Source organism: Sphingobium boeckii (assembly GCF_014199215.1).
Classification (GTDB): Bacteria; Pseudomonadota; Alphaproteobacteria; order Sphingomonadales; family Sphingomonadaceae; genus Sphingobium_A; species Sphingobium_A boeckii.
In genome coordinates, this window is sequence record NZ_JACIJC010000004.1 from 209,212 (window position 1) to 223,728 (window position 14,517).

Annotated in this window: 13 protein-coding genes and 1 tRNA gene; 5 read left to right on the top strand and 9 right to left on the bottom strand. The window is 62.8% G+C overall.

Annotated features, from left to right (window positions below; all coding sequences use genetic code 11):
* Window positions 1-109 precede the first annotated feature (109 nt).
* The gene (locus FHS49_RS12565) at window positions 110-1,483 is read left to right on the top strand and encodes a glutamate--cysteine ligase (protein ID WP_184019039.1); all 1,374 of its coding nucleotides are present in this window, start codon (window positions 110-112) and stop codon (window positions 1,481-1,483) included.
* A gap of 51 nt (window positions 1,484-1,534) precedes the next feature.
* Window positions 1,535-1,870, top strand: a complete 336-nt coding sequence (locus tag FHS49_RS12570) for a hypothetical protein (RefSeq protein ID WP_184019041.1) — start codon at window positions 1,535-1,537, stop codon at window positions 1,868-1,870.
* A gap of 152 nt (window positions 1,871-2,022) precedes the next feature.
* On the opposite strand, the gene FHS49_RS12575 is transcribed toward FHS49_RS12570, so the two are convergent.
* From FHS49_RS12575 to FHS49_RS12595, 5 genes are all read right to left on the bottom strand, one after another.
* Window positions 2,023-3,336, bottom strand: coding sequence for a methyltransferase family protein (locus FHS49_RS12575; RefSeq protein WP_184019043.1), 1,314 nt, complete (start codon window positions 3,334-3,336; stop codon window positions 2,023-2,025).
* Window positions 3,337-3,408: 72 nt separating this feature from the next.
* Window positions 3,409-4,797, bottom strand: a complete 1,389-nt coding sequence (locus FHS49_RS12580) for a sensor histidine kinase (protein ID WP_184019045.1) — start codon at window positions 4,795-4,797, stop codon at window positions 3,409-3,411.
* Window positions 4,773-5,492, bottom strand: coding sequence for a response regulator (locus FHS49_RS12585; protein ID WP_184019047.1), 720 nt, complete (start codon window positions 5,490-5,492; stop codon window positions 4,773-4,775). Before FHS49_RS12585 ends, FHS49_RS12580 begins: the two co-directional genes overlap by 25 nt.
* A 66-nt stretch (window positions 5,493-5,558) precedes the next feature.
* Window positions 5,559-6,164, bottom strand: a complete 606-nt coding sequence (locus tag FHS49_RS12590; protein WP_184019049.1) for an EF-hand domain-containing protein — start codon at window positions 6,162-6,164, stop codon at window positions 5,559-5,561.
* A 124-nt stretch (window positions 6,165-6,288) separates the two neighbouring features.
* Window positions 6,289-6,362, bottom strand: a tRNA-Gly gene (locus FHS49_RS12595).
* 460 nt (window positions 6,363-6,822) lie between these two features.
* Here FHS49_RS12595 and FHS49_RS12600 point away from each other — a divergent pair.
* The gene (locus FHS49_RS12600; RefSeq protein ID WP_184019051.1) at window positions 6,823-7,863 is read left to right on the top strand and encodes a rod shape-determining protein; all 1,041 of its coding nucleotides are present in this window, start codon (window positions 6,823-6,825) and stop codon (window positions 7,861-7,863) included.
* A 16-nt stretch (window positions 7,864-7,879) separates the two neighbouring features.
* Here the strand turns inward: FHS49_RS12600 and FHS49_RS12605 are convergent, their stop codons facing one another.
* Window positions 7,880-8,563 (bottom strand): RBBP9/YdeN family alpha/beta hydrolase, encoded by a 684-nt coding sequence (locus FHS49_RS12605; RefSeq protein ID WP_184019811.1) that lies wholly within the window; start codon window positions 8,561-8,563, stop codon window positions 7,880-7,882.
* Between the two features lie 132 nt (window positions 8,564-8,695).
* Complete coding sequence (locus tag FHS49_RS12610) at window positions 8,696-9,112, bottom strand: RrF2 family transcriptional regulator (protein ID WP_184019053.1); 417 nt, start codon at window positions 9,110-9,112, stop codon at window positions 8,696-8,698.
* Window positions 9,113-9,260: 148 nt separating this feature from the next.
* Between FHS49_RS12610 and FHS49_RS12615 the strand changes: the two genes are divergently transcribed.
* Window positions 9,261-11,267 carry a GMC family oxidoreductase gene (locus FHS49_RS12615; protein ID WP_246350678.1) on the top strand — a complete coding sequence of 669 codons (2,007 nt, stop codon included), beginning with the start codon at window positions 9,261-9,263 and terminating at the stop codon, window positions 11,265-11,267.
* A 40-nt stretch (window positions 11,268-11,307) separates the two neighbouring features.
* Window positions 11,308-12,159, top strand: a complete 852-nt coding sequence (gene purU, locus FHS49_RS12620) for a formyltetrahydrofolate deformylase (protein WP_184019057.1) — start codon at window positions 11,308-11,310, stop codon at window positions 12,157-12,159.
* A 72-nt stretch (window positions 12,160-12,231) separates the two neighbouring features.
* Here purU and FHS49_RS12625 read toward each other — a convergent pair whose 3' ends face one another.
* Window positions 12,232-12,555, bottom strand: coding sequence for a hypothetical protein (locus FHS49_RS12625; protein ID WP_184019059.1), 324 nt, complete (start codon window positions 12,553-12,555; stop codon window positions 12,232-12,234).
* Window positions 12,556-13,350: 795 nt separating this feature from the next.
* Complete coding sequence (locus FHS49_RS12630) at window positions 13,351-14,508, bottom strand: aminotransferase (RefSeq protein WP_184019061.1); 1,158 nt, start codon at window positions 14,506-14,508, stop codon at window positions 13,351-13,353.
* Window positions 14,509-14,517: the final 9 nt, after the last annotated feature.

Genomic DNA, 14,517 nt, shown 5'->3' on the forward strand with positions numbered 1-14,517 from the left:
GGCGGAGGGGCGATCCGCAAAAACATTCCCGACCGCGCTTGTTACAAGTCGGTAACTTTTCCTGCCGTTCCCGCTTTCAAAAAGCCGATCGCCCCGCTAGAGGCGAAAAATGAGCACGAAAACGGTATCCAGTGAGAGCGATCCGGTCATCGAGAACCGGGATCAGCTCATCGGCGCATTCGCCAAGGGTGAAAAGCCGCCCGAACGCTGGCGCATTGGCACCGAGCATGAGAAATTTGTCTATTGGCACAAGGATCATCGCGCGCCCTCCTATGAGGAGCCCGGTGGCATCCATGCGCTGCTCGTGGCGCTCACCAAATTCGGCTGGGAACCGATTTATGAGGGCGAGAGTATCATCGCGCTCTCCGGTCCCGACGGCAATGTATCCCTCGAACCGGCCGGGCAACTCGAGCTTTCGGGCGCACCGCTGGAAAATCTGCACGAAACCTGCGCGGAGACGGGGCGTCATCTGGAGCAGGTGAAATCGGTGGGCGACCGGCTCGGCTTCGGAATGCTGGGTCTGGGCATGTGGCCGGACAAGACCCGTGCCGAATTGCCGATCATGCCCAAGGGCCGCTACGAGATCATGCTGCGCCACATGCCCCGCGTCGGCACCTTGGGGCTGGATATGATGCTGCGCACCTGCACCATCCAGGTCAATCTCGATTATGAAACCGAGAGCGATATGGCCAAGAAGTTTCGTGTGGGCCTGGCGCTCCAGCCGCTCGCCACCGCGCTTTTCGCCAATTCGCCCTTCACCGAAGGCAAGCCCAACGGCTTCCTCAGTTATCGCAGCCACATCTGGTCCGACACCGATCCCGCGCGCACCGGCATGTTGCCCTTCGTGTTCGAAGACGGCTTTGGCTATGAGCGCTATGCCGACTATGCGCTCGATGTGCCGATGTATTTCGTCTATCGCGACGGGAAGTATATCGACGCCTCGGGCCTCAGCTTCCGCGATTTTCTCAAGGGCAAGCTCTCGGTTTTGCCGGGCGAACTGCCCACGATTTCGGACTGGAACGATCATCTTTCCACCGCCTTCCCCGAAGTGCGGTTGAAGAGCTTCCTCGAGATGCGCGGCGCGGATGGCGGCCGCTGGAACAAAATCTGCGCGCTCCCGGCTCTGTGGGTCGGCCTGCTCTATGACGGCACCGCGCTGGATGCCGCATGGGATGTCGTCAAGAGCTGGACGATGGAAGAGCGCCAGGCGCTGCGCGATGCCGTGCCGAAAATGGGCCTTGATGCTCCGATCGCAGGCGGCCGGACGTTGGGCGATATCGCCGCCGAAGTGGTCGATATTGCGGGTGCCGGGCTGACGGCGCGGGCGCGCTTCAACGCATCGGGCGACAATGAAAGCGGCTTCCTCGATCCCCTGCGCGAAACCGCCCGCACCCGCAAAGTCCCCGCCCAGCGCCTGCTCGATCGCTATCACGGCGAATGGAAGGGCGACATCAGCAAGGTCTATGAGGAGTTCAGCTTCTAGCGCGGGACGATCGGGCTGGCCTGACATCCAAAACCCTGCCATCTCCCAAAGATGATCAAAGCTGCCATCCCGGTCATCGCGCTGCTGCTCGTCAGCGCCTGCGCGGAAAAGACGTGCGCTGCGCCACGCGCCAATTGGGCGAAAAACGAGCCGTTTGATGATGTGCTTGCGCTCGACAAGCATGACCGGATCCTGTGGAACGGGCAGATCACATCCTTCGAGCGTCTGCGTGACACGCTGAACAAGGCGGATGCCCAGGCCCATGTCGTGCGTCTGATCCCCGCCGCGGGCACAAGCTGCGAGATGATCGAAAAGGTGCGGCTCGCGATGGATAGATCGCTGTCTTGCGGTCAGCGCCGCTGCCTGGAGACCGCGGCGGGCCAGTGAAAACACGGTTGCCCCGGACCTGGGGACAGGGCCGGGGCTTTCCAGTCAAACGTGAGGTCGCAATTCACGCCCGCATGGGTTCGCAGTGATTATCTGACTAGGGCACGGCGCGCCGATTCGCAGTCCTCCGGCGGGGACATCAGCAGACAGGATTATTCGGCGGGCATCGTCCCTGGTTTCGAGGGACGCCCCGTCACCCAGCGGATTAGCCGGGGTATGGCACCATTGCGCGCCATCCACGCGGCATAGGCGCGATAGATGGGATCGGTGCCGAGATGCCGTTCCTCCGTCCGTGCGCGCCAATAATAGACGCCGCTGACCACGCCCAGAATGATCGTGTTGCGCACGGCATCGATGATGCTGCCGTTGGCTGCCAGAAACGGCAAGGTGGAGAGCCACCAGAAGAGGTTTTTCGACAGATAGGCCGGGTGCTTGCTCCAGGCATAAGGGCCGTGGGTGAGGATGCCCCGATGCGTGAGATTGGAGAAGCGCAGGCCGAATGCGACGGTGGCCCAGGCGTAGACGCCGGTGAGCGCCACGAGCACCGCGCCGACCATTACGATCAGCGCGGGATACATCGCAAACCACTGCGCCCAATCCGCTGTGCCGGGATGATAATCCAGCGGCCCGCCATCGCCCATCAGGGTGAACGGCGGATAGCAGATCAGCGCCGCGGTCCATCCCGCAGCATAGGGATTGGCCGAGCGGATGTGCGCATCCAGCGGTTTCATCGTGAGCACATAGCCCACGGTGGCGAAGGCCACGTCGATCACGAACATCGCCGCGATCATCCAGCGGATCAGCGCCAGCGGGCTGGCCGCCATCTCCGCCGCGGGCGTGCGCACGATCTCTCCGAAGCCGCCGGGCACGATTGACAGCATGAACGCCAGGAAAAACCCCTTCACTGCCCAGGCGCGGAAGTGATCGTGAAGCAGCGCGCGATCCGGTGCGCCCGTGCCGGTAAGCCATTGGCCGAAAGCATATGCCCCGTCGCGCGGCTCTTTCAGCCGCCGGTCTATCCAGAGGATATAAGGGATGGATAGTCCCGCCAGCCAGGGCGCTGCGGCAGTGAACAACTCCATCGAAAACAGATATTGGCCCTGCCAATACCAGCGCGCGACGCCATAGACGATCGCGATCACGCCCCATGTCGCCCATAATCCCGCGATCTTGATGAGGCTGATATCCAGAGAATCGCGCAGCGGGCGCGGTGGGCCGCTCCAATCCAGACCCGTTTCGACATGGTGGTGCACCTTGTCGACCAGCAGGGACCAGAGCACCATCGGCAGCCCGCAAGCCGCGATGCCGACGAGCGCGGACCAGCTTCCATCCATGCCATAATGCCGCGCGATCAGCACCCAGGAAACCAATCCGGCCAGCCCGGCCAGCCCGACTCCCCCGCTGACCGCCGAGCGCGGACGCATATCGATGGCCGCTTCGGCGACGATCCGGGTCTCGGCATTCATGCTGTCGGGATAAGCGAAAATGGTAAGTATTTGCTTAGCTCGCTCCGTGAATCCGGAGGCAATGGTTTCACCCTAAGCGGGCAACCACAGCGTCGCACGAAGACCGCCACCGGCGCGGTTCGCCAAAGTCAGCCGCCCACCATGCTGGACAAGGATCGCCTTGGCGAGCGCTAGGCCAAGACCCGTTCCGCCGGTTTCGCGGCTGCGCGATTCCTCCATCCGCGCGAACGGCTCGAACATCGCCTCGATCCGGTCCTCGGGAATGCCCGGCCCGTCGTCGTCGATCACGATGGCGATGCCGCCATCCTGCCGTTCGATTCCCACACGCGCCCGCGCGCCGTATTTCACTGCATTGTCGATCACGTTCCGCAGCGCGCGGGTGATCAGCGTGGGGCGGATGGTCACCGTGGTGCGGTCTGCCTCCTCCAGCGTGACATCAGCACCCAATATCTGAAAATCGTCCGCCACCTGATCGAGCAGCGCCGCGAGATCCACCTTGGTCTCGCCTTCTTTCGGGCGGCCGAGGCGCGCAAGCGACAGGATATCATCAAGCGTGCGGTTCATCTCTTCGATCGTGCCGACCATCCGCTCGCGCTCATCCTCATCCTCCATCCCCTCGACGCGGACGCGAAGCGAGGCCAGCGGCGTGCGCAGATCATGACCGATCGCGCCCAGCATCCGATCCTTTTCATCGAGCAGCGCGGCGATGCGGGTACGCATCCCGTTATACGCCACGATCAGCCGGCGGACGTCAGAAGGGCCGCTCTCGGGCACGGCGATGCTGTCTTCAGCGCTGCGGAAGGATTCGACCGCGCCGGTCAATGCCTTCAGCGGCCGCGCCATCCGTCGTCCCAGCCACAATACGGGGACCAGGACCACGCCATACAGGATGAGCGTCTGCACCAGCAGCCAGCCCATGAAACGCGGATCGTTGGACGGGAGCCGCCCGATCGCATTGACCCAATGGCCGGGTGAAACCTGTGCCGAAATGAGCAAATGAGATTTCCCGCCGCGATCGTCGCCATCGCCCTCTTCACGGCGTGATGGTTCCGGCCGGTCCATCCGGCGGTCCGGACGGACATCCGATTCCGCGGCGGCGACGCTGAGATAACCGATGCCCAGTTCATCGAGCGCACCGCGCGCACGCTGCGCCACATCGGGCCGCGCCTTCATATCGGGCGTAACAACAACGGCTTCGGAAACGAAGACGTTGCGACGAAGCTGGCGCGGTCCGCGCTGCCGCTCCACCTGCAGGCCGGAACGATCGCGCTCGATCGCGTCGGCCAAGCGCGCAATGGTGGGCACGCTGGTCTGGGTGAGCACCAGCCGGTCTCGCTCGCGCACCAGAAGACCGAAATTGATCGCCTGCGCCACCAGCAGCGCCAGCGCCACCAGCAACGCAAGCTGGCCGATCAGGCTGCCGGGCCAGAACCGCTTCACTGGCGGGTCACGTCTGCGCATAAGGTATAGCCGCCGCCCCAGACCGTCTTGATGAAGGTCGGGTTCTTCGCATCGGGTTCGATCTTGCGACGAAGACGGCTGATCTGGTTATCGATGGCGCGATCGAACGCATTGGCCTCTCGCCCCTGCGTGATATCCAGAAGCTGATCGCGGCTGAGCACCTGATTGGGCCGCGTCACCAGTGCCAGCAGCAGATTATATTCGCCCGTGCTGAGCGGTATCGAAACCCCGTCCATGTCCACCAGCGTGCGCTCCGCCGCCTTCAGCACCCACCCGGCAAAAGCGTAGCTCGCGCTTTCCGGCGCATGTTGGCGCACCCCGCCATTGCCGGCGCGGCGCAGGATCACCTTGATCCGCGCGATCAGTTCGCGCGGCGAAAACGGCTTCAGCACATAATCGTCCGCGCCCATTTCAAGGCCGACGATCCGATCGGTCTCTTCGCTGCGCGCGGTCAGCAGGATCACGGGGATCTCCCCGGTCTCGCGGATATGGCGGCACAGGCTGAGGCCGTCCTCGCCCGGCATCATGATATCGAGAACGACCAGATCGATCGCATAACCCGCCAGGCGCTGACGCGCTGTCGCGGCATCGCCCACGGCCGTGACGCGAAATCCGTTTTTCTGGAGATAGGTGGCCAGCGGTTCGCGGATGGAGCGTTCGTCGTCGACGAGCAGGAGATGGGGTCTGTCTGTCATGAGCGATTCCGGTCTTGGCGAAAGGGCGGGTGGCTTGCAAGCCACCCGCCCCTCTTCGCATTATGCTTACTCGCCCTTTTCCTGGGCGCGCTGGGCCTTCCATTCGGCACGCATCGCCTCATGCGCCGCCTTGCGCTCGTCCGGCGTCACCTTGCCGTCCTTATTGGCATCCTGCTTGTCGAACGTCGCGACGGCGTGCGCCCGCTGCTCTGCGAGCGTGATCGCGCCATCCTTATCGGCATCGACCGCCATCATCCCGCCTGGACCGCGGCCATGGCCCTTGCCCATCATGCCATGATGACCACCCTTCCCGCCGCCGCGGCCCCAATGCCCGGGTCCGCGTTCGCCGTCGCCCCGCGCGCCGCGCATTTCCATGCGCTTGTCGCCCGCAGCGTCGAATTCAGCGCGTGTGATCTGGCCGCTCTTGTCGGCATCCATGGTGGCAAAGCGCGCATCGGCACGCGCCTTCTGCGCCGCGCTGCGATCCGCCGGGGTCAGCTTGCCATCCTTGTCGATGTCCTTGGCCACAAACCGCGCGTCGGCCTTGGCGATCACCTCCGCCTTTGTGACGGTGGCGGTGCGGTCGATCACGCCGCCGGGTGCCGCAATCGCGATTCCGCCAGCCATGAGCAGCGCAGCGAGGCTCGAACCGATGATGATTTTCTTTTTCATGTTTACTCTCCGAAAAACGGACAAGCGATGTGCTTGCATGGGTGTCTTATGGAGCGGGGGTGTCGCGCAAATATGCCAGCCGACAGGAATATTGTCGCAAACTGTCGCAATGGCTGCGTGCTTTTGGAGCGGGTAGCGGGGATCGAACCCGCATCACAAGCTTGGAAGGCTAGTGCTCTACCATTGAGCTATACCCGCAAAATCAAGGGCTTGGGCATGATTTTCACCAAGCCCTCTTCCCGGGCGTTTGACACGGCCCGTTTGATTCGATCGCTCAATGCCATCACAATGGCCGCGGCGTCAACGCAAGGCGAGACGGCACGGCCGCCGGGACGTGTCGCATTCAGCCCGGCGGCCTCACCGTTCGCAGTCGTCCGGCTGCATTATCAAGCACGCAAAAGGGTTTAGGTTCCGTTACACGGGAGATTCAAACCTCTTTCGATCCCCGGCAGCCGGGGCATTTGTCGTCCCTCCCGATCACGGCGATCCGATGCCCCCGCGAACCATCGCAATAAAGCCGCGCTCCGGCGCAGGCGCGGATTGACTCGGCGGGGGTGCGGACCCAAGCCGCGTCTCCACAGGGCGGGTCGCAAGCCTCGGGGAATTTCGAACGACGGGTTCCGTTGCGACCCCAATGAGAGGCACTGATTTACCCCCCATGTTTTTTTCCCGCCTTTTCAAATTCACGTCTCACGACATGGCCATCGACCTCGGCACCGCGAACACCGTCGTCTATGTCCGCGACAAGGGAATCGTGCTGAACGAACCCTCCGTGGTTGCGATCGAAACGCGCAATGGCGTGAAGCGAGTCCGCGCCGTGGGCAGCGATGCCAAGTTGATGATGGGCAAGACGCCCGACAACATCCAGGCGATCCGCCCTTTGCGCGATGGCGTGATCGCCGACATCGATGTGGCCGAGCAGATGATCAAGCATTTCATCAACAAGGCGCATGGCGGCGAATCGCGGCTGCCGCGCCGTCCCGAGATCGTGATCTGCGTGCCTTCGGGCTCCACCACGGTGGAACGCCGCGCGATCCGCGACGCCGCCTCCAACGCCGGCGCATCGCGCGTCTTCCTGATCGAGGAGCCGATGGCGGCGGCGATCGGCGCAGGATTGCCCGTGACCGAACCGGTGGGCGCAATGGTGGTGGATATCGGCGGCGGCACCACGGAGGTCGCCGTGCTGTCGCTGCGCGGCCTGGCCTATAGCAATTCGGTGCGCGTGGGTGGTGACAAGATGGATGAGGCGATCAGTTCCTACATCCGCCGCAAGCACAATCTGATGATCGGCGAATCGACGTCGGAGCGGATCAAGCACGAGATCGGCAGCGCGATGATCCCCGCCGATTCGGGGCGCAGTCTGAGCGTAAAGGGCCGCGATCTTGTCGCGGGCGTGCCCAAGGAAATCACGATCACCGAATCGGAGATTGCCGAAGCCATTGCCGAGCCCGTCAGCCAGATCGTCGGATCGGTGCGCGCGGCGCTGGAGCATACGCCGCCCGAACTGGCCGCGGATATCGTGGATCAGGGCATCGTGATGACCGGCGGCGGCGCTTTGCTGCGGCGGATCGACGAGATCCTGTCGCAGGCGACGGGGCTGCCCGTGGTGGTGGCGGAGGATGCGCTCATCTGCGTGGCGCGGGGTGCGGGTCTGGCGCTCGAAGACGATGCTTATCGCGGTGTGCTGACCCCGGCCTGAGGTCGGGGCCGCGCTTTCATCCACGCGTTCCGCTGTGCTCCGGGCCAGGGGCGGCAACCGGGGGATAGAGGGACCATGGCCCCGCGGAAGAGCGATCGCCCGGCGGCATCCGCGCGCGATCATTGGCGGAGGCGATCAGCCGATCGAGCAGACGCTGTCCGAACAGCCATGCGCCCACATCGGACTCGGCGTTGATATGACCCAGCGCGCCTACATCCACGAAATGGCTGCCCCAGAATTTGGCCATGCTGTGAGACCGGTCGATCGAGGCATAGGGATCATCGCGGCTGGCGACCACAACGGACGGGAACGGCAGGCTGACCTTCGGCACCGGGCCAAAGCCGCCGACCGCCTGGCAGGCGTCGTTGCGGTCGCAATCGGGCGGCGCGACCAGCAGCGCGCCGGCCACCGGCCAGCCATAAGGCTGCCCCTCCAGCGCCGCCCACCAGGCCACCGCAAGGCAACCCAGGCTGTGTGCCACCAGGATCACGGGTGCCGGCGCCATCTTGATCGCATGATCCAGCTTGGTCACCCAGCTATTGCGCCGGGGCGAGGCCCACATGCCGAGATCGACGCGATCGCAATCGCCGCGTGTCCGCTCCCAGATGCTTTGCCAATGGGTCGGTCCTGAACTGTTCAGTCCGGGTATTGTGAGCACCAGCGGGGTGGTTCCCCGACCGGCAAAATCCGCTTCAGACATCATGCGCTCCTTCCTTGGTGAAAGGCGCCCGACCATCCGTTGAGTCGCGCCGTTATAGCGCAAGAAATAGACTCTACTGATTTAGTTGACAATGACTTATAGCCCAGATGTGCGGCGTTTGCGCCGGGCCGATCAGCCTATTGGAATGGGGTCGGCCAGGGTAATCTTATCAAGGACTTGCGCTGTTTCGTCACGCACGCGCAGCATCAATTCGCGCAGCCGGCATTTCTCTTCTTCAAGACAATTCTTGCAGGTTTCATGGGCATAGCGGCTGGCGCAGGGGACCAGGGCGAGCGAGCCGCGGGTGATCCTCACGATATCCCCATAGCTAACATCCACGGGGGACAGCGCGAGCCAATAGCCGCCATCCTTGCCACGCATCGTGGCGACCAGACCCGCGCGGCTCATCTCCGAGAGAATGACCGTGAGAAACTTGGCCGGAATGTTTTGCGCGGTGGCGATTTCGGTCAACTGGATCGGGCCTTGGCCGAAATGATCCGCCAGGTGCTGCAGTGCGCGGATTGTATAGCGGGTCCGTTGAGAAAGCATGGCGTTTCATGAATCACCCGCGCTGCAATTGCAACCATATCAGACATCGGTGTCAGCGGTCCTGCCTTCACCCTTTGCCCGGCGGGCGACCGATGTTATGCGCTTGCCCATAATAACCTCCGGGTCGCGCCACATCGGGGGATTTTTGATGGGACGGCCGTTCAACGCGATTCACGCGCTCATATTGCGCAAGATGACCGAAACCTTTTTCCATGGCAGGACCATGGCGATCACCCCGCATGAGGTGATCGAGAACATGCAGGATCAGTTTTCAAATATCGAGGGCGACAAGCCCCAAGAGATTGGCTGGACGATCCTGGCGCTGGGCCTCGTGCTGGGCGGCCCGCTCTTCATCTGGGGCAGCCCGGCCTTCCGCCGCCGCCGGATCGAAAAGCGGCTTCAAAATACCAAGGTGAATGTGCTGCAGGATCTCGCCCGGCTGCGCGGCATCATCTATGCGGGCTATTATGGTCATTGGCAGGGCAATGACCAGGATGACAATATCGACAATCCGGTGTTGAACGCGATCGGCTATACCCTGCCCAAACACCGCGATCGCACCCAGACTGGCGACCTGGAGATCAAATATATCCCCGGCCGCGATCTCACCCACACCGCGTTTATCGGCCATGATGCCGTGCCCGCCGAAACCGACATCATCGTGATCGGATCGGGCGCAGGCGGCGGCACGGCGGCAGCCGAACTGGCGCGATACGGCCATAAGGTGCTGATCGTGGAGGCCGGACCACATTATCCCTCCTCGCGGATCACGCATGAGGAAAAGCGCATGACCGCGCGGCTGTTCGTGGATGGCGCGATCCAGAGCAGCACGGACAATGATCTGATCGTGTTCCAGGGCCGCTGCGTCGGCGGATCGACCGTGATCAACAATGGCATCTGTTTGCGGGTGAAGCAGCCCGGCCATATCCATCCCGATGCGCAGGATGTGGTGGCCAAATGGCATCAGTTGGGCGCGCCGATCGATCCCCGGGCGCTCGATGCCTCTTATGACGCCGTTGAGCAGGCCATGGGGATCGGCACCATCGCCCAGCGATCGGGCCGGATGAACGGCAATCATCTGATGCGCGGATGGCAGGCCCATGCCGCGCTCAAGAGCGATCCGATGGATGCCAATGCGCCCTATGGCTGGTTCCGCAAGAATTGGGGCCGGGCGAACAGCGCGGAAGAATGCGTCTATTGCGGCTATTGCAACACCGGCTGCCCTTATGGCCGCAAGAACGGGATGCCCCAATCCCGGCTGCGCGACGCGGTGCGGGACGGCGCGCGGATCATGTGTGATGCCAAGGCCAGCGAGATCCGCTGGAAGCCGCGCCATGCCGACGGATCGCGAACCGCGGACGGCGTGGCGATCACGCTGGAAGACGGTCGCCGCCGCTATATTCGCGCGCGCAAGGGCGTGGTGGTGGCCGCGGGTACGCTCGCGTCGAGCCGGCTGCTGCGCGACAGCGGCGTGGCGGGTGCCGGCACCGGCATTTCGCTCAACATCGCCTGCCCCGTGGTGGCCCTGATGCCGGAAAACGCGCCGCAAAGGGCGTGGGATGAGGATCAGATGACGACCTATGTCGATCGCGGCGATTTCCTGCTCGAATCCCATTTCCAGCCACCGATGAGCATGGCGAGCCTCGTCCCCGGCTGGTTCGAGGGGCATTTCGACCGGATGCACCATTACAATCGGCTGGCCTCAGCCGGAGTGCTCTTCCCCGCCGACCGGCGCGGGCAATTGGCGGGGGACCGGCTGCGCTTCAAGCTGGACCGCGAGGTGGACCTGCCCGTGTTGCGCAGCGCGCTCGCCACATTGTGCAAGGTGCATTTCGCGGCGGGCGCGCTGGAGGTGTATCCTGCCCTTTCCCGCGGCCAGACGGTCACGCGGGATATGGATGTGGATGCCTTCATGGATGACCATATCAACGAGCCCGATGACGTCACTCTGTCCAGTTCCCACCCCCAGGGCGGCAACGCCATCGGTATCGATCCCGAAAACAGCGTGATCGGGATGGATTTCAAGGTCCACGGAACCCGCAATGTGATGGTGACCGACGCCAGCGTGATGCCGAGCTGCATCCGCGTGAACGCGCAACTGACGACCATGGCGATGACCCATTACGCCACCGGCCGGCATGATCCGTTTGCGTAACAGTGTTGATACGCCGTAATTTTATGTCATAGACATGCCCATGAGCGAAAGATTTATCCTGACCCTGAGCTGCCCGGATGAGCGCGGCATCGTCGCGGCCGTGGCCGGTTTTCTGGCGGGGCAGGATTGCAACATCCTGGAATCCGCGCAGTTCGACGATCTGGAAACCGGCCGCTTCTTCCTGCGGATGCTGTTCACCAGCGAAGCGGGCGTCAGCGGGGAGACCCTGCGCGCCGCCTTTGGCGCGATCGCGCGGCGCTATGCGATGGACTGGCATATCAACGACGCGACGCACCGCCCGCGCACCTTCCTGCTCGTCTCCAAATTCGGCCATTGCCTGCATGATCTGCTCTATCGGCACGAGATCGGCGCGCTGCCAATCCACATTGCCGGGATCGTCTCCAACCATGTGGATTTCCGCGGCGTGGCGGAAGCGCGCGGCATTCCCTTCCACCACATTCCCGTGCCCAGGGATGGCAAGGCGGAGGCTGAAGCACAGTTGTTCGATCTGTTCGAGCGCGAACAGGGCGAACTCGTGATCCTCGCACGCTATATGCAGGTGCTGTCCGACGACCTATCCGCCAGGCTGGCGGGCCGCGCGATCAATATCCATCACAGCTTCCTGCCCAGCTTCAAGGGCGCGAAACCCTATCACCAGGCGCACGCCCGCGGCGTGAAGCTGATCGGCGCCACCGCCCATTATGTGACGCCCGATCTGGATGAAGGCCCGATCATCGAGCAGGAAGCGATCCGCGTCGATCATGGCATGAGCGCGGACGAAATGGTCGCCGCCGGCCGCGACGTGGAAACGGTGGTGCTGGCCCGCGCGGTGACCTGGCACGCGGAGCGGCGGGTATTGCTGAATGGCAGCCGGACAGTCGTGTTTCGGTAGATTTGGTTGGCCATCATTGCCCATGCGGGAAAGCGGACTATCTGAAATCGACCATTTTTGGTCATGGCACACCTAAAGCATCAGCCAATTAACAAGGCCGGCACCCACTAGGAGAACAAGGGCGCATCCCCAGATTGGGATGGGAGTTCCGTCGTCGTAACCACCTGTCTCGACAAACCGGCGAACTTCCAGCCTTTGCCGCACGGCGTATTTCTCATCCCGAGCGCGAATATCTGCGTCGTCGAGATAGTGATGCACGGCCTCCGGCGTAGCGTCGATAGGAAGCTGCTGCTGAAGCTCGCTGGCCAGCCGTTCTACTTCCGACCAGTCGGCAGGCTCCTGCTCTTCGACCGCCAGAATAACAGCCAAGCGGCGGCAAAGCTCGTCCATATCCATAGGCGAAAAACTACCGGCAGAACTATTCACACGCAACGTCTGCTCTCCACCAATTCCGTCATTTCCGCACACGCGGGAATTCCGCAGTCGTCTCCGCGTCGTCGCGTCTCCGCGCGAACCTCCTTATGTTCACGCGGAGACGCAGAGGCGCGAAGAGGAAGGGAAGAGATGAACAGCAGGACGAAGCTGGATTCCCGCGTGCGCTGGAATGACAAATGGCGTGTAGCGCGCGGTTGGCCTGAGCCGCCTCACCCGCTGACCGCCCATTCCTGTCTGGCGGACATCGGCCAAAGGTCACACTAGGGTCACACTTGAAACCAATTTTCTGTCGCATTTTGCAGGATGATTTTACCCTGCTTCGTCATTGCGAGCGCAGCGAAGCAATCCAGCGATGGCCCGACAATGGATTGCTTCGCTGCGCTCGCAACGACGGATGATGGTTCGGGCTCGTACTCTCAGGCTCCAAAGCCGAAAGATCGGGCGCTTCCTTGTTCGACGATTTCAAAAAGCCGCGCCGATTGAAGCAGATCAGGCCGCTGTAGGACAGCGATAAAAGACGGCGGCGCGGGACTGGCGACGGCTTAATTTACATTTAACCGTCATGCTGAACTTGTTTCAGCATCCATTTTTCCACGCGGACAATGGTCGTGACTTTGAAATGGACCCTGAAACACGTTCAGGGTGACGATCACGTTCTACCAACGTGAACCTGACCGAGTCTATCGAACGCCTTCTTTACTGTGTCCGAGCGGAAGGAAAGGCGTCGACACACTCGATCCGAACGGTTGGTAGCTTTCAGCCGAACATCGTCCGTGCGGCGGTCATGCGGGCGATCCCGGCATCCAGCGTCTCATCCTTTTTGGCGAAACAGAGGCGTATGACCGATCCAACCGGGTTATCTGCATAGAATGCCGAGACCGGTATCGCCGCCACGCCGCCTTCGCGCACCAGCATCTGGCAGAAGGTTTCGTCATCCATATGTATGCCCGAGGCGGGGAGATCGACCGAAAGGAAATAGGTGGCGGCGCTGGGCAGGACATGCCAGCCGCCTGTCTGCAATCCCGCGGTCAGCCGATTGCGCGCGCGGGCAAAATCGGCGCGCATCGCGGTGAAATAGGCGTCGTCCTTGCCCAGACCGTAAGCGATGGCAGTTTGCAGATTGGGCGGCGTCGTGAAGGTGAGGAACTGGTGCGCCCTGGCGATTGCGCGGGTTAGCGCGGGCGCGGCGCACATCCAGCCGACCTTCCAGCCGGTGAGCGAGAAAATCTTGCCGCCCGATCCGATCTTCACTGTGCGATCGCGCATTCCCGGCAGCGCCATGATCGGCTGGTGCGCAGCCCCATCGAAGATCACATGCTCCCACACTTCGTCCGCAATCGCCACGGCATCGTGCCGCACGATCCATTCGGACAGCAGCGCCAGATCCTCTGCCGGCCAGATCGTGCCAATGGGATTGACCGGATTATTGAGGATGACCAGCCGGGTCTTGTCCGTAAACGCGTCCGCCAGCGCCTCGGCGGTCAGCCGCCAGTGCGGCGGTTCGAGCCGGATGAAGCGCGGCACGCCCCCGGCGCGCAGCACCAGCGGCAGATAGGCATCATACATGGGCTGGATCAGCACGACCTCGTCGCCCGGAGAGACCAGAGCCAGGATCGCCGCGGCCAGCGCCTCGGTCGCCCCCGAGGTGACCGTCACCTCGCGCTCCCAATCCAGATCCATGCCCTGATGCCGGCGATAATGATCGGCCACCGCCTGTCGCAAGACCGGCAGGCCGGCCATGGGCGGATATTGGTTTGAGCCTTCGGTCAGCGCGCGGGCGGCCGCCGCCACCACATCGGACGGGCCGTTCGAATCGGGAAAGCCCTGCCCCAGATTGATCGCGCCGGTTTCGCGTGCGAGGCCGGACATGATTTCGAAAATGGTGGTAGGCATGGTGGCGTAGAGCGGGTTCATGCCCATCCT